This window comes from Streptomyces sp. OfavH-34-F (genome assembly GCF_022347745.1).
Classification (GTDB): Bacteria; Actinomycetota; Actinomycetes; order Streptomycetales; family Streptomycetaceae; genus Streptomyces.
In genome coordinates this window covers 1-15,461 of the sequence record NZ_JAKRGC010000144.1, presented here as the reverse complement: position 1 = coordinate 15,461, position 15,461 = coordinate 1, and the positions used below count along the sequence as shown (strand labels likewise).

Below are 15,461 nucleotides of genomic sequence, written 5' to 3'. Positions count from 1 at the left end.
GCCGCAGCGCCTGCCGGCCCCTCGCCCGGCCGAAAAACCGGTACCCCCGCACGCCCCGTCTTCCCTAGACTCGCCCCACACCGCGCCGGGCTCACCGGCGTCCGTGCCGTGACCATCGAGGGGAGACCGCCGTGCGCCAGCGCACCGCCGCCGTCGTCCCCCCGTCGCGGTTCGAGGTGATCCTGGTGTCTCGGGCCGCCCGGCGCCGGCTGCGCGGCCGGCCCCGGACCCCGTGACGAACACGCGGACCCCCGCTGTCTTCTGACCCCGGGTCACCCCCGTGCCGAGAGGCGGGGTGACGGGTTCCGCGGGCCCGCCGAGGGCCGTGTCGTCCCGGTAATCGCGCCGTCCGCTTCCGGATCATCCCGAAAGGCCACCGGCCGTGCGTACCCACCAGCACCGTTCCCTCGACGCCGCACTCGACACCGTCCGCAACATCGGCATCCTCGCCCACGTCGACGCCGGCAAGACGACCGTCACCGAACGCATCCTCTACACCACCGGCACCACCCACAAGCGCGGTGAGGTCCACGACGGGACGACCATCACGGACTTCGACTCCCAGGAACGCGACCGGGGCATCACCATCTTCGCCGCCGCCGTGAGCTGCACCTGGGCCGGCCACCGCGTCAACCTCATCGACACACCGGGCCACGTCGACTTCGCCGACGAGGTCGAACGCTCGCTGCGGGTGCTCGACGGGGCGATCGCGGTGTTCGACGCGGTCGCCGGGGTGGAGCCGCAGAGCGAGTCGGTGTGGCACCAGGCGGACCGGCACGCCGTCCCGCGCATCGCCTTCGTCAACAAGCTGGACCGGGCGGGCGCCGACCTGGACACGGCCGTCGCCTCCATCCGGGACCGGCTGCGCACGGTCCCGCTGGTGGTCCAGCTGCCCATCGGCAGCGAGGACGCCTTCCGCGGCGTCGTGGACCTGCTCCGGATGCGCGCCCTGGTGTGGGCGGACGGCGCCGACACCTGCGAGGAGTGCGAGGTGCCCGCCGAACTGCGCGAGGAGGCGGCGCGGCGCAGGCGCCTCCTGGAGGAGGCGGTGGCGGAGCTGCATCCCGCGGCGCTGGAGGAGTTCTGCGTACGCTCCGCGCTCTCGGAGGCGACGCTGACCGGGGCGCTGCGCGATCTGACGCGGACCGGTGAGGGGGTCGTGGTGCTGTGCGGTTCGGCGTACCGCAACCGGGGTGTGGAGCCGTTGCTGGAGGCGGTCGTGGCCTATCTGCCGTCCCCCGCCGATGTGCCGCCGGTACGGGGCACGTTCGGCGACGAGGTGCGGGAGCGGGCCGCCGATCCGGCGGGGCCGTTCGCCGCGCTGGCGTTCAAGGTGAACGCGACCGCGACGGGCCGGCTGACGTACCTGCGCGTGTACTCGGGAACACTCGAGAAGGGGCAGACCGTGCTGGACGCGGGCACCGGGCGCAGGGAACGCGTCGGCCGCATCCTGCGGGTGCAGGCGGACCGCCATGTGGACGTGGACGCGGCGGTGGCCGGGGACATCGTCGCGGTCATCGGCCCGAAGTCCGTCCGTCCCGGCGCCACCCTGTGCGCCCCGGACGCCCCGCTGGTCCTGGAACCGCCCTCGGTGGCCGACCCGGTCGTGTCTGTGGCGGTGGAGGCGCGGCGGAGCACGGACACGGAGCGGCTGATGGCCGCCCTGGTCCGGCTGGCCGAGGAGGACCCGTCGCTGGTGGTGCGGACGGACGCCGAGACGGGCCAGACGGTGCTGTCGGGCATGGGCGAGCTGCATCTGGAGGTGGCCGCGGAGAAGATCCGCCGCGACCAGGGCCTGGACGTCCGGGTGGGCCGGCCGCAGGTCGCGCACCGGGAGACCCTGGTGCGCGGGGTGTCCGGGCTGGTGTACCGGCACGTCAAGCAGGACGGCGGGGCCGGGCAGTTCGCGCATGTCGTCATCGACGTCGAGCCGCTGGAGGCGGACGCCGGCGAGGACGCGGTGTTCGCGTTCCGTTCGGCGGTCGTCGGCGGCCGGGTGCCGGCGGAGTACGCGCGGGCGGTCGAGGCGGGCTGCCGGGACGCGCTGGCGGAGGGTCCGCTGGGCGGGCATCCGGTGACCGGGGTGCGGGTGACGCTGACCGACGGCGCCACCCATCCGAAGGACTCCTCGGAGATGGCGTTCCGCACGGCGGGCCGGTTCGCGCTGCGGGAGGCGCTGCGGGCGAGCGCGATGGTGCTGCTGGAGCCGGTGGTCGAGGTCACGGTCACCGTGCCGGACGACGCGGTCGGCGGGGTGCTCGGTGATCTGGCCGCCCGGCGCGGCCGGGTGTCCGGGTCCACCACGCGGGGCGGCGCCGCGGTGGTCACCGCGACGGTTCCGCTGGCCGAGCTGTTCGGTTACGCGACGCGGCTGCGGAGCCGTACGCAGGGCCGGGGCACGTTCACCACCCGCGCCACCGGGTACGCGCCGGCCCCGGCGGCGGTCGCCGGCGGCACGGCCTGAGCGAAGCGGTCCCGCCCGCCCTCCTCACGGGGGGCGGGCGGGACCTTCCGCCGTCCGGCCGGGTCAGGCGACCGGGACGGGGAACGTGGGGTACTCCACGCCGGAGACGTACTGGACGACCCGGATGACCTGGCACGAGTAGCCGAACTCGTTGTCGTACCAGAGGTAGAGGATCGCGTTGTCGCCGTCCACCTGGGTGGGGCCCGCGTCCACGATGGAGGCGTGGCGGGAGCCGATGAAGTCGCTCGACACCGCGTCCGGGGCGGTCGTGAAGTCGATCTGGCGCTTCAGCGGGGAGGTGAGCGACACCTCGCGGAGGTGGTCGAGGACCTCGGTGCGGGTGGTCTCGCGGCCGAGCTTGAGGCTGAGGATCGCGATCGAGACGTCCGGCACGGGAACCCGGATGGAGCTGCCCGTGATGGTCGCCTTCAGGTCGGGCAGCGCCTTGGCGACGGCGGAGGCGGCGCCGGTCTCCGTGATGACCATGTTGAGCGGCGCGGAGCGGCCCCGGCGGTCGGAGCCGTGGTAGTTGTCCAGCAGGTTCTGGTCGTTGGTGAACGAGTGGATGGTCTCCACGTGTCCGCGCAGCACGCCGTACTCGTCCGCCATCGCCTTGAGCGGCGGCACGATCGCGTTGGTGGTGCAGGAGGCGCAGGAGATGATCTGCTCGTCCGGCTTGATCGTTTCGTGGTTGACGCCGTGCACGATGTTGGGGACGTCGCCCTTGCCGGGCGCGGTCAGGACGACCTTGGCGATGCCGGGCCGCAGGTGCTTGGACAGGCCCTCGCGGTCGCGCCACCTGCCGGTGTTGTCGATGAGGATCGCGTCGTCGATGCCGTACGCGGTGTAGTCGACGGTGGTCGGGTCGTCCGAGTAGATGACCTGGATCTCGTTGCCGTTGGCGACGATGCGGTCGTTGGCCTCGTCCACGGTGATGGTGCCCTGGAACTGGCCGTGGATGGAGTCGCGCCGCAGCAGCGAGGCGCGCTTGACGATGTCCTGGCCCGCGCCCTTGCGGACCACGATGGCGCGCAGCCGCAGGCCGTTGCCCGAGCCCGCCTTCTCGATGAGCAGCCGGGCCAGGAGGCGGCCGATGCGGCCGAAGCCGTAGAGGACCACGTCGCGCGACTCGCGGCGCTCGATCTTGTTGTCGCCCATGGCCCCGGAGACGGCCTCGGCGGTGAACCGCGCCTCGTCGAGGCCGCGGGCGTCGGCCTTGTAGAGGGCGGCGAGCATGCCGATGTCGATCTGGGAGGGGCCCAGGTCCAGGGTGGTGAGGGCCTGCAGGAAGGGCAGGGTCTCGGTGACCGAGAGCTCGTCGCCGTCGATCTGGCGGGCGAAGCGGTGGGTCTTGAGGATGCTCACCACCGACTTGTTGACCAGCGAGCGGCTGTGCAGCAGGACGGTGACATCCCGCTCGCGGTGCAGCTTCCCGATGATCGGAATCATCGACTCCGCGATTTCTTCGCGGTGTTTCCAATTGGTGAACGCGTCGTCATTGACAGTCACAGGTTTATCTTTCGAGCTAGGCGGCGCTCATATGGTAACCAGACGCTCGTTCGCACCCTCACCCGGCCCGGCGGGCAACCCACCGGGCCCGCACCGCTGCCCCAACTCACCTTGCGCAGGTAGCCCGTTCTCCGGCCCCACAGGTGTTCCGCCTCTTGACTCCCGTTACTGGTCCAGTCCAATCTGAGCCTCCTCTCTCCCCCCACCGCGGCCGCCGCGAGCGGACTCCGCGATCCGATTCGGAGGCACCGGCATGTCCCCCACCCCCACGCCCCCCGGCCGGCCGAGGCCCCCGGCGCGCCGGGCCGCCCGCGGCGCACTCGGCGCGGTGGCCGCCGCCGCGCTCATCGGCTCCGCCCTGCTGGGGCTGCCCGGCGCCGCGTCGGCGGACGGCCCCGCGAACCTGGTCCGCAACGGCGACTTCGAGACCGGCGACACCTCGGGCTGGACCTGTACGGGGGCCTCCTCCGTCACCCCGGCGAGCCCGCACGGCGGAACCCACGCGCTCCTGTCCACCCCCGGCGCCGGGGACACCGCCCCCTGCACACAGACGGTGCCCGTACGCCCCGGCACGGCGTACGCCGTGAGCCTCTGGATGACGGGCCCCTACGCGCAGGTGTCCGTCGCGGGCGACGGGGTGCGGCGCTCCACCTGGACCCGGTCGACGGACTGGACGCAGTCGCGCCTCGACGTGACCACGGGTGCGGCCACCACCGAGCTGACCCTGACGGTCAGCGGCTGGTACGGGACCGGGCCCGTCGCGGTGGACGACGTCGTCATGACGGCCACCGGCCCCGCCCCGGACCCGTCACCGACCCCGACCACTCCGACGCCCACCCCCACGCCGACCCCGACACCCACGCCGACCCCCACGCCCGGCCCGTCCGACGGCTCCACGGTGAAGGTGGCCGACGCCAGGGAGCTCAAGGCCGCGCTGGCCGCCGCCGCGCCGGGGCAGACGATCGAGCTGGCGGACGGCACCTACGCGGGCAACTTCAAGATCACGACCGGTGGGACCGCAAAGGCGCCGATCACCCTGACCGGCTCGCGGGCCGCGGTCCTGACCACCCCCACGGGCGGCGGCAACGGCATCCAGCTCACGAACGCCCCGTACTGGGTGATCGAGGGCGTCACCGTCACCGGCGGCCAGAAGGGGATCATGGCCGACGCGTCCGACCATGTCGTCATCGACTCCGTCGAGGTCCACCACACGACCATGGAGGGCATCCACTTCCGCACGTCGAGCAGCTACGGAGTGGTGCGGAACTCCTTCATCCACGACACGGGCCTGTCCGGCAACGGGATGGGCGAGGCGATCTACGTCGGCTCGGCGAACACCCTCACGGACGCCAGCGACCACGTGCGCATCCTGGACAACCGCATCGGTCCCCGCGTCGGCGGGGAGAACATCGACATCAAGGAAGGCACCACGGGCGGCCTGATCTCGGGCAACACCTTCGACGGCGACGGTCTCACCGGAGCCAACTACGACGACTCCTGGGTGGACATCAAGGGCAACGGATACACCGTGGAGAACAACCACGGCATCCACACCACCAACGACGGCTTCCAGACGCACAGCCAGGCACCGGGCTGGGGCTGCGGCACCGTGTTCCGGGACAACACCGCCGACCTGACCGGTGCCGGCGGATCCACCCGCTACGCCATCAACATCACCAACTACGCCACCGGCTGTCCCGCCACCGTCACCTCGGGCAACCGGGCGATCGGCGCCGCCCGCCTCGTCAACCCCGGCGTACCCGTCACCTGACACCCTCCGGCCCCGGGACCTCGCTGCCATTCTGATCTGGTCGCGCAGGTGACCTAGCATTTAGTACTCCAGTGCGACTTCGAGATCTATCCGGTCGCGGGATCAGCGAGTCGTCGTTGGTAGTGGCTGCGGCGGACCGTGGCCTGGTGGTGTCTGCGCCAGTTTGACCAGTGCAGCAGCCTGCGCGGGGACGTGCTGGGTGGGCTCAGTAGGACGCTGAGCAGAGGGCGGATCTCGGGAACGGTCAGGTCGATCGGGTCGGTGCTGCGGGCGGCCCGGTTCGGCTGTGCGGTCCTGGCCGGGATCGCATCGGCGGCGAGGGCTGCCAAGAAGGCCAGGGCGAGCACCGCCAGGGTGATGTGCCGGTGCCAGGCGGTCCAGCGGCGGACCTGGCAGTGGTCCAGTCCGACCTGCCCCTTCGCAGCCTGGAAGCACTCCTCGATGCACCACCTGATCCCGGCCACCCGGACCAATTCGGACAGCGGCACTCGCCTCGGGGACGAGCACAGGTAGAAGGCGAGCTCGCCGCTGGTCGGGTTGCGGCGGATCAGCAGGTGCCGATGTCCGTCGGTGCCGATCTCGATCCAGGCCCAGTCGTAGGAGCGCGGCCCTTCGCCCCGGCGCCGGCGCTCTGCCGGTGCCAGGCCGAGGCCGGCAGGCGGTCGGCCACGGCATCCGCGCGGACGGCGGTCCGCCCCTGGCTGACCCGCACCCGCGTGCTGCAGGCAACGGCCAGGACGTAGCCGATGCCACGGGACTCCAACAGGGCGCGCAAGTGGGGGCCTTGGCCGTAGGCCTCGACGCCGGTGACCCAGGAGGCGCCGATCCCCGCATCCAGCGCCGCGGTGATCATCTGCCCGGCCAGTGTGGGTTTGGTCGCGAACTCCACGTGGTCAGGCACCCCGGCGCGGGTGCGGCGCTCGGTGTTCTGGCACCACGAGGCATCGGGCAGGTAGAGCCGACGGTCGATCAACGCCCGTCCTCTGCTGGAGGCGTAGGCGAGGAAGACGCCGACCTGGGTGTTCTCGATCCGGCCCGCGGTGCCGATGTACTGCCGCTGCACGCCCGCCGAGGCGGTGCCCTTCTTCAGGAAGCCTGTCTCGTCCACGATCAGGACACCGTCTTCGGCGCCGAGGTGTTCAAGGAACGTAGGCGCGTACATCGTCGCGGACCGCGTCGGCGTCCCAGCGGGTGCTTCGGAGCAGCCGCTGCATCGGCCCGGGGTGGGCGTGGCCTGCCTGCTCGGCCAGCCACCAGCAGTTCTTCCGCTCGACGCCGGACAACAGAGCGAGCACGAAGGCGCGGGCCGTCGCCCGCGGCTCCACCCGGCGGAACTGGCCCGCGATCCGGGCCATGGCCTGGTCGAACATCGCCCGCCAACGGGCCGCGTCCATGCTGTGACCCGCGGCCACCGCACGAGCTCCAGGAGTCCACACAACCCCCGATGATCACGCGGTGGCCGTTCCAGTGCTCGCCTGGGTCCGACCGAAGATCGCGGGTCACCCCGGGGTGCGGGACTCATCGAGCGTGGGCTGCGGCACAGCTCGGCTTCTGGTCAGGCAGAAGGGATGCCCAGCCGGGTCGGTAAGAACCCGCCACCTGCCGCCGCCCGGTTGGTACTCCGGCTTGACGGCGCCCAGCTCCAGCAGCAGGACCTCGGCCTGGTCGAGGTCCTCAACCGCGAAGTCGAGGTGTACTTGCTGCGGCGCGGTCTGCTCGGGCCACTGCGGAGCCTGGTAGCCCTCAACGCGCTGGAAGCCGATGAAGAGCCCATCCTCTCGGGTGAGGCCGGCGAAGTCACCGTCGGACTTGGGGTGAAGTTCGAACCCGGTGGCTTGCTGATAGAACGCGGCCATCGCCTCGGGATCGGCGCAGTCGAGTGTTATCGCGGTCAACTTCATCTGGAAGGGCATGGCAACTCCGTGACAGCCATCGTGCTGCGGGCTCGGCACTCGTGTGGCGTCAAACCGTAGTGATCGGCTCCGCGCCTCGCGACACGATTTTCGACGCTGGCCTGGCCAGAGTGGACGTGATAACTACCCCACGTCCATGCAAGGTCACGAAGTCGCACTGGAGTACTAGGTGAGCCGGTCTACTTGAGGTCCGTGCTCGGCTGGCGACGCCAGTCCCACCCGGGGTGTCGGTCTACCAGCGTGAGGAACTCACTCGCCTGAAGAATTTCGTCATGGTTGGTGTCTACAAGACCATCGACACCAGGGAGGACGTCTCGGAGGAAGGCCCGTGCCGCGTCCATGGACTGGCACGAAGCGTACGCGGCGTACGGTTCGCCGATCCGAGCCGCCACTTGATCGAGCTCTTCACGCTCGTAGTCGGCCAGGATCCCACCCGAGAGGTCGATGGAGTAGGAGTACCCGCGCCAGTGCAACCTGTCGTCACCCGTCACAGGATCCGGCACGAGCGGGAAACCACGGATTCGTCCCTCAAGTAACGGACGTCGAGCCGCGGAGACAAGGATGATCACAGATGGCCAGGACACTCATAAACCTCCGCAGTGACCGTACACGTCAGGAAGTAGGGCGGGCTGGGGAACTGTTCGTCCACGCCACGTCGAACTGCTGGAGGGCTATCGAGTACAGGAGTCCGGGGGCCCGGGCGTATAGGCAGGGGGAGTTCCTGCCGTGGCTGGTGCTGCTGTAGAAGGTGAGGTAGGCCGCCCGGTCCGTGGCGATCACGCGGCAGGTGTTGGGCAGGTTGAAGGTGCGCAGTTCCACGTGGGGTTGCGCGCGGGTCACCTGGGCGATGTAGTCCGTGTTCGCCCGGACCTGGTTCTTGAGCAGGTCCGGCGTGAAGCCGGGATCGAAGAGGCGTAGATCCTGTGAGCGTCGGTCCAGCCAGGAGTCGCCCGGCGCGAGCGTGTCGGGCAGCAATACCTGGACGGATCCCGGGGTGAGCTGCCCTGACCACAGGGGTGAGAAGACCTCGCGGGTGAGTACGTTTCCTCGTCCCGCCATGACCTTGATCCAACCGGCTTGGCCGAGGTCGCGGGCGATGGCGCCTTCGGCGGACGACTGGTGACGGTACACACGGGCGAGCCCAGTGCCGTTGAAGCGCGAGCAGATTGCGAACAGCCACCACAGAGGGCGAGAGCCCCGTACGAGGCCGAGGACGAGGATGATCGCGCTGGCTGCAAGCGAGCTGAGTATTCCGAACACAAAACCAGTCATGCGAGCCATCTCCCTGTGTATGGCTGTTCTCGGGCGAGCGGATCTGGCGTTCGGAGGAGAGTCAGCAAAGATAGGTCAGGAGTTCTCGTAGGATGTACGCGGCGTTCCGTGCCGCCAGTTCGTGAAAGCCATGCCCCTTTTCCTGGTCGGCATTGTCGGAGACGCCCCGGATGACAATCCAGCCGGGATTGGTGGCGTCGTGAACTGAGTTCTCCTGCCAGTACTGGCTCAGTCCGCCGGCTTCCATGTCCACCGCCAGAACCTTCTCATGGTATGTCTTGAGCCATTCACGGATGTCGCTCTCCCGATCGGCGATGACGGCTTCACCGGATCCGATCAAGCCTGGGTAGACTTCGAATGCCTCAGATGCGTGCGTGGGGAGTTGGCCGTGGATCCGTGCCGGGGTTCCGTGTTCGGTGAAGAAGGCGTTCACTGCGTGCACGACCGGCGCGGGGGCCTGGCGGTGTTCGCCGCGCCGGCGGACGTCCCCCAGCGGGTTGATCTTGCGGTTCTCGTAGTACACGATCTCGGTGGAGACGATGACGTTGCCGATACGCGCGTGTTGGTCGTGGATTCCACCACCCACGCCCACGAGTGCCCACAGCCGCGGGTTGTAGTGGCGACGCAGGTTCTCCAGGGCGGCCATCGCCGAGCGCTGCCCCTGGCTCTGACTCTGGGTGGCCACGATGCGTACCGTTGCCTCTGGAGTGGTGTGTTCGCCCTGGTAAAAATACAGCCCGCCGCCCACCTTGTGCCGTTCGAGTTTCAACTCGTCCACTACGGAGCGCAGTTCCTCACTCAGGATTGTGACCACACCGATATCCCATCCGGCGGCCGGCTCGCCGTCCGGGCCGACCTCGGCGGGGCGCGCGGAGTGGCGGGAGGGATCGGCCGGGGAGACGCGAGCGTGCTTCCCGATGGCGTTGTTGTTGAAATTGTTGTGGTCGCCGCGGCTGACGATTCCGCGATTGGTGTTCACTTATTTCCTCCACCGCTGGGATTGGGGCCTGACGTTTCATGTGCGGACGCGCCAACCTGCGCGGCGTCGCCCACGGCATTGTTGCTGAAGTTGTTGTTGTCGCCGAAGTTGAAGATGCCACTGTTGATGATTTTGGTCGCACGGTCATTGAACTCGGACGCGTCCACGTCGTGATCGGCCAGGAAGTCACCGGCAGCCCGGAGCAGCCGGCGCTCGATCGTCTTCATCCGACCGAGAATGTCGGTCTTCTCCAGCTGGATCTTGGACCATTCCTGCGCCGCCTTCTCGCGTATGCTCACGCGGCTGCCGATCAGAACGTTTCGGATTGGCGTGGAGGTGAGATCGCGGGGAAATATGACCGCTTTTGTCAGGGAATAGAGATAGCGCACGAGTCGCCAGGAGTGTCGGATCTCCGAAGGTAGTTCGGCGAGCTCACGCAAAGCCGCCCAGGCGACTGCCAGGACACCATGGTGCCCGAACTCCGCAGTGCGCTGGAAAGATCTCGGCGTGTGGGCGAGGACGCACGCGGCGGTAGAGATGCTCAGCGTGCGCCCTTGAACGCTGATGTGCAGCAGGACCGTCGCGACGAACTCGGCTCCTTCAGCGGGCGTGGTCACCTCAAGGAAGTGGTACTCCTTCGATCCGGGTGTGTTGATGATCTTCCGCAGCCGCGTTGCGTCGAACTCGCGGGTCAGAAGCGAACGGTCAATCGCCACATCGGTCTCGGCGACGTACACGCGGTCGGTGACTCGTGCGGGAAGGCGGACGTCCTGGCTGTCGGTGTCGAGCAGCTGGACCGCCTCGCGCAGATAGTCGACCAGTTCATGCGCTCGGAACGGAGGAACGGGGTGCTCCCGTTCATGCAGCGGTGCGCCGTCGTCGTCAGAGGGTCGGAGCAGTTGGATGCTCATGGGCGGGTTCCACTGGTAGACCAGCTCACCCGCTCCGATGAAGGGTGACTCGTCGCCGAACAGCGTGAAGACAGCGAAGTCGTCCTCGTCATCGTCCTCGCTGTGACGAGCGCGGCGGTAGACCGCACAGGGATGGCGCTGCTCCGCGTCCGCCGCCTGCTCCCGGCGGGACAGGTACCGGGGCCGCAGAGTCGGTGCCCGCATGATGCGGTGGAGTAGCAACTGCCTTACGGCTCCGACGCCGAGACATACGAACGTGATACCCGCGCCTATGTGGACGGCGGTAATCGCCTGGCGCGGATGGGTGAGCGCAAGCAGCAGGCCGACCAGCGTGAGGGACAGCGCAGCCCGGCCGACGCGTTTGAGGGCGCGTGCGCTCTCCGAGTACCTACGTGGGAACAGCCACCTCAACAGAGCCCGAGAACCCGGCACCGGTCCCAGCCCCCGGCGCTTGGATCCCCGCGCCTTCCGTCTGTTGCGCCTGGTCCGGCCTATCCGGTCGAACTCCGGCTCCCGGTCCAGCTTTCTCAGCTCGACGGCGAGCGGAATCAGGCACAGGAGAGCGAGACCGCAGGAGACCATGACGGCGGCGGGCAGGGCGCCAACCAGGACCGGGACACCCACCGCGCCGGCCACCGTCCCCCGCAGCAGCGCGGTCAGCGCGGCGGCCCGCCACGCGTGGCGCATGACTGGGACGATGTCGAACCCGTAGGACGGGGCGACCCTGCGGTACGGGGCGGTGCACACCTCGTCGATCACGAGATCCCGGAAGCGCTCGTCCACGTATACGCCACTGCATAAGTGACGGGTGGCGGCGGAAGGCTCGTCCCCCACCACCTTGGCTGATGGCGCATGGGAAGTGAACATGCCCTACCCCTGCCCTAGCTGTGTTTTGGTCTGTGAGACCATAAGTCGCGCAAGCGTTTAAGTCAATATGACCTTTAGGGGTTCAGCGTGGATGACTGGCTGAAAGACTCCACCGAGGTGGAGGCGTCATGGGTGACCGTCGACCTGGCGATCTTCACGATCAGGTCCGGGCAGTTGATGGTGCTGTTGATCGAGCGCGGGGTGGAGCCCTTCCTCGGTCGGCCTGCGCTGCCCGGGGGTTACGTGCAGAAGAACGAGACCCTGCGTGAGGGCGCGCTCCGTGAACTCCGCGAGGAGGCCGGAATCGACGGGAACAAGTTGCACCTCGAACAACTCGGCGCCTACGGAGACCCTCAACGAGACCCGAGGGGGCGAGTGGTCACCATCGCCTATCTCGCGTTGGGACCGGACCTGCCCGCCCCCGTGGGCGGCACCGACGCCCGACGCGCCTACTGGGCTCCTGTCTCCCAGCTGGAAGGGAAGCAGTCGGCGTTGGCATTCGATCATCCGGCGATCCTCGCCGAAGCCCTGGAGCAGGTCCGGAGCAAGCTCGAGTACACGGCCGTCGCCACGGCCTTCTGCGGGGAACTCCTCACGCTGAGCGAGTTGCGCACGGTCTACGAAGTGATCTGGGGCCAACAACTGGACCCGAGCAACTTCCGCCGCAAGGTGCTCAACACCACGGGCTTCGTCAAGCCCACCGGCGATCAGCGCCTCCCCCCCACCGGCCGCCCGGCTGCCCTCTACCGCCGCGGTGACGCCTGGCTGCTCAACCCGCCACTGCTGCGAAGCGCCGGGCACACGGTGTGACCCGCACCTGGAGTCGGGCGACGCCCCAGACCGACCCCGCCACACCCGCTTCGGTCAGGCCGTCGCCCAGCCCGCCGCGCCGAGGCGGGTCGACCTGGGCATACTCACCGACTGTGAGCAGGCCAAGCGGCCGACTCGCGAGAGCCTTGTGACGGCAGGAGACCTGGCGGCCATTCGCGTGAGCTGACCTGGTTCGCCGACGCCGGAGTCCCGGTACACGTGCTCCGCAGGATCGCCGGCCACGGTTCGCTGACCACCACCCAGCACTACCTTCACCCGGACATCCGCTGGAGCGGCGCTCTCGGCCCACTTCAGCGCGCTGCGCGCAGCACGCTCGCTGCCGAGCCCCATTGTCATGACCCGCTGACCCGTCTCAGGGACACCGGACCTCCGGTTGGTCCGCAACTGGTCCTCAAAAATGATCGAGGGCCGGTTTCGGATGTCTCCGAAACCGGCCCTCGATCTACGACTGTCACCAGTCGGGACGACAGGATTTGAACCTGCGACCCCTTGACCCCCAGTCAAGTGCGCTACCAAGCTGCGCCACGTCCCGATGCCCGTCTGACCTGGGGTTTCCCCCTGGCTGAACGCGCAAGAGAACAATACCGCACTTCACCGGGTGGTCACGAACGCCTTCCCGGTCAGAGTCCCAGGGCGTTCTCCTCACGGCTGCGGAGATGGCCCACGAGTTCCCGTGCCAGGGACTTGATCGTGTCGAGGCCCGCCCGCCCCCACGGCCGGGGCACGGTGTCCACGGCGCAGACGGCGCCCAGCGCGATCCCGGTGCGGTCGATGAGCGGAGCCCCCAGGTAGGAGCGGATGCCTATGTCGTCCACGACGGGGTTCCCGGCGAACCGGGGGTAGTCGCAGACGTCGTCCAGCACCAGCGCCTTGCGCCGCACCACCACATGCGGGCAGTAGCCGTGGTCGAGGGCCACATAGCGGCCGCTGCGGCCGCTGCCGGCCGCCGTGGCGCCGAGGTCCGCGCCCCTGCGGGTGCCGGCGGGGGTGTGCAGCCCGGCGTAGAACTGCCGGTTGCCGTCGATGAAATTGACCATCGAGAACGGCACGTCCGTGACTTCGGCCACCCGGTCGGCGAAGGCGTCGAAGTCGTCGAACGAGGCGTCGTCCCGCTCACCCAGGCCGAGGACGCGCAGCCGCCGGGAGCGCACCGGCGCGTCGCCGTCCACGGGCGTCACCAGCAGCCGCCCGACGGCACGCGGCATCACGACCGGGCCCCGTACCCGGCGTGGCCGGCCACCGGAACCGGGTCGTCGGTGGCGTTGATCAGGTGCTGGACCAGCGTCACCAGCGTGCCGGTGCCGGAGCTTGCGATCCGGGCGTCGCAGAGGACGACCGGCACCTCGGGGGCCAGGTCGAGCGCGGCGCGCACCTCCTCGGGACCGTAGCGGTAGGCGCCGTCGAACTCGTTGACCGCGACGACGAACCCGATGCCGCGCCGCTCGAAGAAGTCGACGGCCGCGAAGCACTCCTCCAGCCTGCGGGTGTCCGCGATCACCACCGCGCCCAGCGCGCCCTGCGACAGCTCGTCCCACATGAACCAGAAGCGTTCCTGGCCCGGTGTGCCGAACAGGTACAGCACATGCTGGTCGTCCAGCGTGATGCGGCCGAAGTCCATCGCCACCGTGGTGGAGGTCTTCGACTCGACGCCCTCCAGGCTGTCGGTGGCGGCGCTCGCCTGGGTCAGCAGCTCCTCCGTGCTCAGCGGCGCGATCTCGCTGACCGCCCCGACGAACGTCGTCTTGCCGACCCCGAAGCCGCCCGCCACCAGCACCTTCAGCGCGACGGGGAAGCCCGCGGTGGCGGCGGGCTGCGTCTGGTACGCGGCAGTGGCGGTCTCCTGCCCGTACCCGCCGCCGGAGCCGTGGTCCGCGAAGCCGTAGCCGGGGCCGGGGCCGTCCGGGTGGCCGTAGCCGTCAGAGCGTTCGTCGTAAGCCATCGAGCACTGCCTCCAGCAGATGTCGGTCGGTGGGCGTGTCTTGGAAGGCGGGCGCGTGGGCGGTGACGGCTCCGCAGTCGACCAGGTCGGACAGGAGCACCTTGGTCACGACGGCGGGCAGCCGCAGATGGGCGGCGATCTCGGCCACCGACGTGGGGCCCTCGCACAGCTCCAGCGCCACCGAGTGCTCGGGGCCGAGATGGCTCTGCGGTACGGACCCGGTGGCCATCACCAGGGAGAGCAGGTCGAGCACGGCCGTGGGACGGGTACGGCCGTTGCTCACCGTGTAGGGGCGGATGAGGCGGCCCGCCGCGTCGTCGAGCAGCGGCCCGTCCTGGGTGACCGCCATGCTCACAGCCCCGCGGCGCCCGGCACTCCGGCCGCCTGTCTCACCGGGGTCATCAGATACGGCCGCACGCTCTTGACCAGCATGGTCATCTCGTAGCCGAGGACGGCGGCGTCGGCGTTGCGGCCGGCGAGCACCGCGAGGCACGTCCCGGAGCCGGCGGTGGCGACGAAGAGGAGCGTCGAGTCGAGTTCCACGACCACCTGGCGGACCTCCCCGTTGTCACCGAACCGCGCTCCGGCGCTGCGGCCGAGCGAGTAGAGGCCCGCCGCCAGCGCCGCCATGTGGTCGGCGCTGTCGGCGTCCATGCCGTGGAGGGACTTGACCAGTCCGTCGGCGGAGAGCAGCACGGCGCTGCGGGTGTACGGCACGCGCTGTACCAGGCCGCTCAGCAGCCAGTCGAGGTCCGAGACCTGACCGGACGGCATATCGGTCGACATGGTGCATCTACTCCTTGATGGGGTGGGCTGCGAGTGGGTCGTGGTGGCCCGGGTGGACCGGCGCCCCGGCGCCGTGCGGGGGCACGGGGGTGGCCGCGCTCCGGACGGGCAGGGGCCGGGGCGGGGCGCCGAGCTGTGCCGCCGTGGTCGTGCTGGTGGCCCCTGCGGGTGCCTCCGGCGCCGTCTCCGGTTCGGCGTCGGACTCGGCGCGCGCCTCGG

At 69.5% G+C, this 15,461-nt stretch carries 12 protein-coding genes, 1 tRNA gene and 4 pseudogenes; 5 read left to right on the top strand and 12 right to left on the bottom strand.

Annotated features, from left to right (window positions below):
• Positions 1 to 382 precede the first annotated feature (382 nt).
• Positions 383 to 2,464 carry an elongation factor G gene (gene fusA / locus MHW47_RS20665; RefSeq protein WP_239225264.1) on the top strand — a complete coding sequence of 694 codons (2,082 nt, stop codon included), beginning with the start codon at positions 383 to 385 and terminating at the stop codon, positions 2,462 to 2,464.
• 63 nt (positions 2,465 to 2,527) lie between these two features.
• Here the strand turns inward: fusA and MHW47_RS20660 are convergent, their stop codons facing one another.
• The gene (locus tag MHW47_RS20660) at positions 2,528 to 3,973 is read right to left on the bottom strand and encodes a glyceraldehyde-3-phosphate dehydrogenase (protein ID WP_239225263.1); all 1,446 of its coding nucleotides are present in this window, start codon (positions 3,971 to 3,973) and stop codon (positions 2,528 to 2,530) included.
• Positions 3,974 to 4,226: 253 nt separating this feature from the next.
• Here MHW47_RS20660 and MHW47_RS20655 point away from each other — a divergent pair.
• Both MHW47_RS20655 and MHW47_RS20650 read left to right on the top strand, forming a co-directional pair.
• Positions 4,227 to 4,685, top strand: a pseudogene (locus tag MHW47_RS20655) (carbohydrate binding domain-containing protein); the annotation flags it as partial.
• Positions 4,686 to 4,751: 66 nt separating this feature from the next.
• Positions 4,752 to 5,744, top strand: a complete 993-nt coding sequence (locus MHW47_RS20650) for a right-handed parallel beta-helix repeat-containing protein (protein ID WP_374230119.1) — start codon at positions 4,752 to 4,754, stop codon at positions 5,742 to 5,744.
• A gap of 86 nt (positions 5,745 to 5,830) precedes the next feature.
• Here MHW47_RS20650 and MHW47_RS20645 read toward each other — a convergent pair.
• The 5 genes and pseudogenes from MHW47_RS20645 to MHW47_RS20625 form a co-directional block, all read right to left on the bottom strand.
• Positions 5,831 to 7,138, bottom strand: a pseudogene (locus MHW47_RS20645) (IS701 family transposase).
• 105 nt (positions 7,139 to 7,243) lie between these two features.
• Complete coding sequence (locus MHW47_RS20640; protein WP_239225262.1) at positions 7,244 to 7,657, bottom strand: VOC family protein; 414 nt, start codon at positions 7,655 to 7,657, stop codon at positions 7,244 to 7,246.
• A 612-nt stretch (positions 7,658 to 8,269) separates the two neighbouring features.
• Positions 8,270 to 8,929, bottom strand: a complete 660-nt coding sequence (locus MHW47_RS20635) for a hypothetical protein (RefSeq protein WP_239225261.1) — start codon at positions 8,927 to 8,929, stop codon at positions 8,270 to 8,272.
• Positions 8,930 to 8,990: 61 nt separating this feature from the next.
• Positions 8,991 to 9,908: a hypothetical protein gene (locus tag MHW47_RS20630; RefSeq protein ID WP_239225260.1), complete on the bottom strand. Its 918-nt coding sequence runs from the start codon at positions 9,906 to 9,908 to the stop codon at positions 8,991 to 8,993.
• Positions 9,905 to 11,602 carry a hypothetical protein gene (locus MHW47_RS20625; RefSeq protein ID WP_239225259.1) on the bottom strand — a complete coding sequence of 566 codons (1,698 nt, stop codon included), beginning with the start codon at positions 11,600 to 11,602 and terminating at the stop codon, positions 9,905 to 9,907. Before MHW47_RS20625 ends, MHW47_RS20630 begins: the two co-directional genes overlap by 4 nt.
• 171 nt (positions 11,603 to 11,773) lie before the next feature.
• Between MHW47_RS20625 and MHW47_RS20620 the strand changes: the two genes are divergently transcribed.
• A complete protein-coding gene (locus tag MHW47_RS20620; protein WP_239225258.1) occupies positions 11,774 to 12,496 on the top strand; it encodes an NUDIX domain-containing protein in 723 nt (240 codons plus the stop codon).
• Between the two features lie 183 nt (positions 12,497 to 12,679).
• Positions 12,680 to 12,863: pseudogene (locus MHW47_RS35965) on the top strand (site-specific integrase); the annotation flags it as partial.
• Positions 12,864 to 12,975: 112 nt separating this feature from the next.
• On the opposite strand, the gene MHW47_RS20615 reads toward MHW47_RS35965, so the two are convergent.
• From MHW47_RS20615 to MHW47_RS20590, 6 genes and pseudogenes are all read right to left on the bottom strand, one after another.
• Positions 12,976 to 13,049: transfer RNA gene (locus MHW47_RS20615), tRNA-Pro, on the bottom strand.
• 88 nt (positions 13,050 to 13,137) lie between these two features.
• A complete protein-coding gene (locus MHW47_RS20610) occupies positions 13,138 to 13,722 on the bottom strand; it encodes a GAF domain-containing protein (protein WP_275449434.1) in 585 nt (194 codons plus the stop codon).
• On the bottom strand, positions 13,722 to 14,456 hold the full coding sequence (locus MHW47_RS20605) for an ATP/GTP-binding protein (RefSeq protein ID WP_239225256.1): 735 nt from the start codon (positions 14,454 to 14,456) through the stop codon (positions 13,722 to 13,724). Before MHW47_RS20605 ends, MHW47_RS20610 begins: the two co-directional genes overlap by 1 nt.
• A complete protein-coding gene (locus MHW47_RS20600) occupies positions 14,434 to 14,805 on the bottom strand; it encodes a DUF742 domain-containing protein (protein WP_239225255.1) in 372 nt (123 codons plus the stop codon). Before MHW47_RS20600 ends, MHW47_RS20605 begins: the two co-directional genes overlap by 23 nt.
• Before the next feature lie 2 nt (positions 14,806 to 14,807).
• Positions 14,808 to 15,242: a roadblock/LC7 domain-containing protein gene (locus tag MHW47_RS20595; RefSeq protein ID WP_239225254.1), complete on the bottom strand. Its 435-nt coding sequence runs from the start codon at positions 15,240 to 15,242 to the stop codon at positions 14,808 to 14,810.
• A 7-nt stretch (positions 15,243 to 15,249) separates the two neighbouring features.
• Positions 15,250 to 15,461, bottom strand: a pseudogene (locus MHW47_RS20590) (hypothetical protein); the annotation flags it as partial.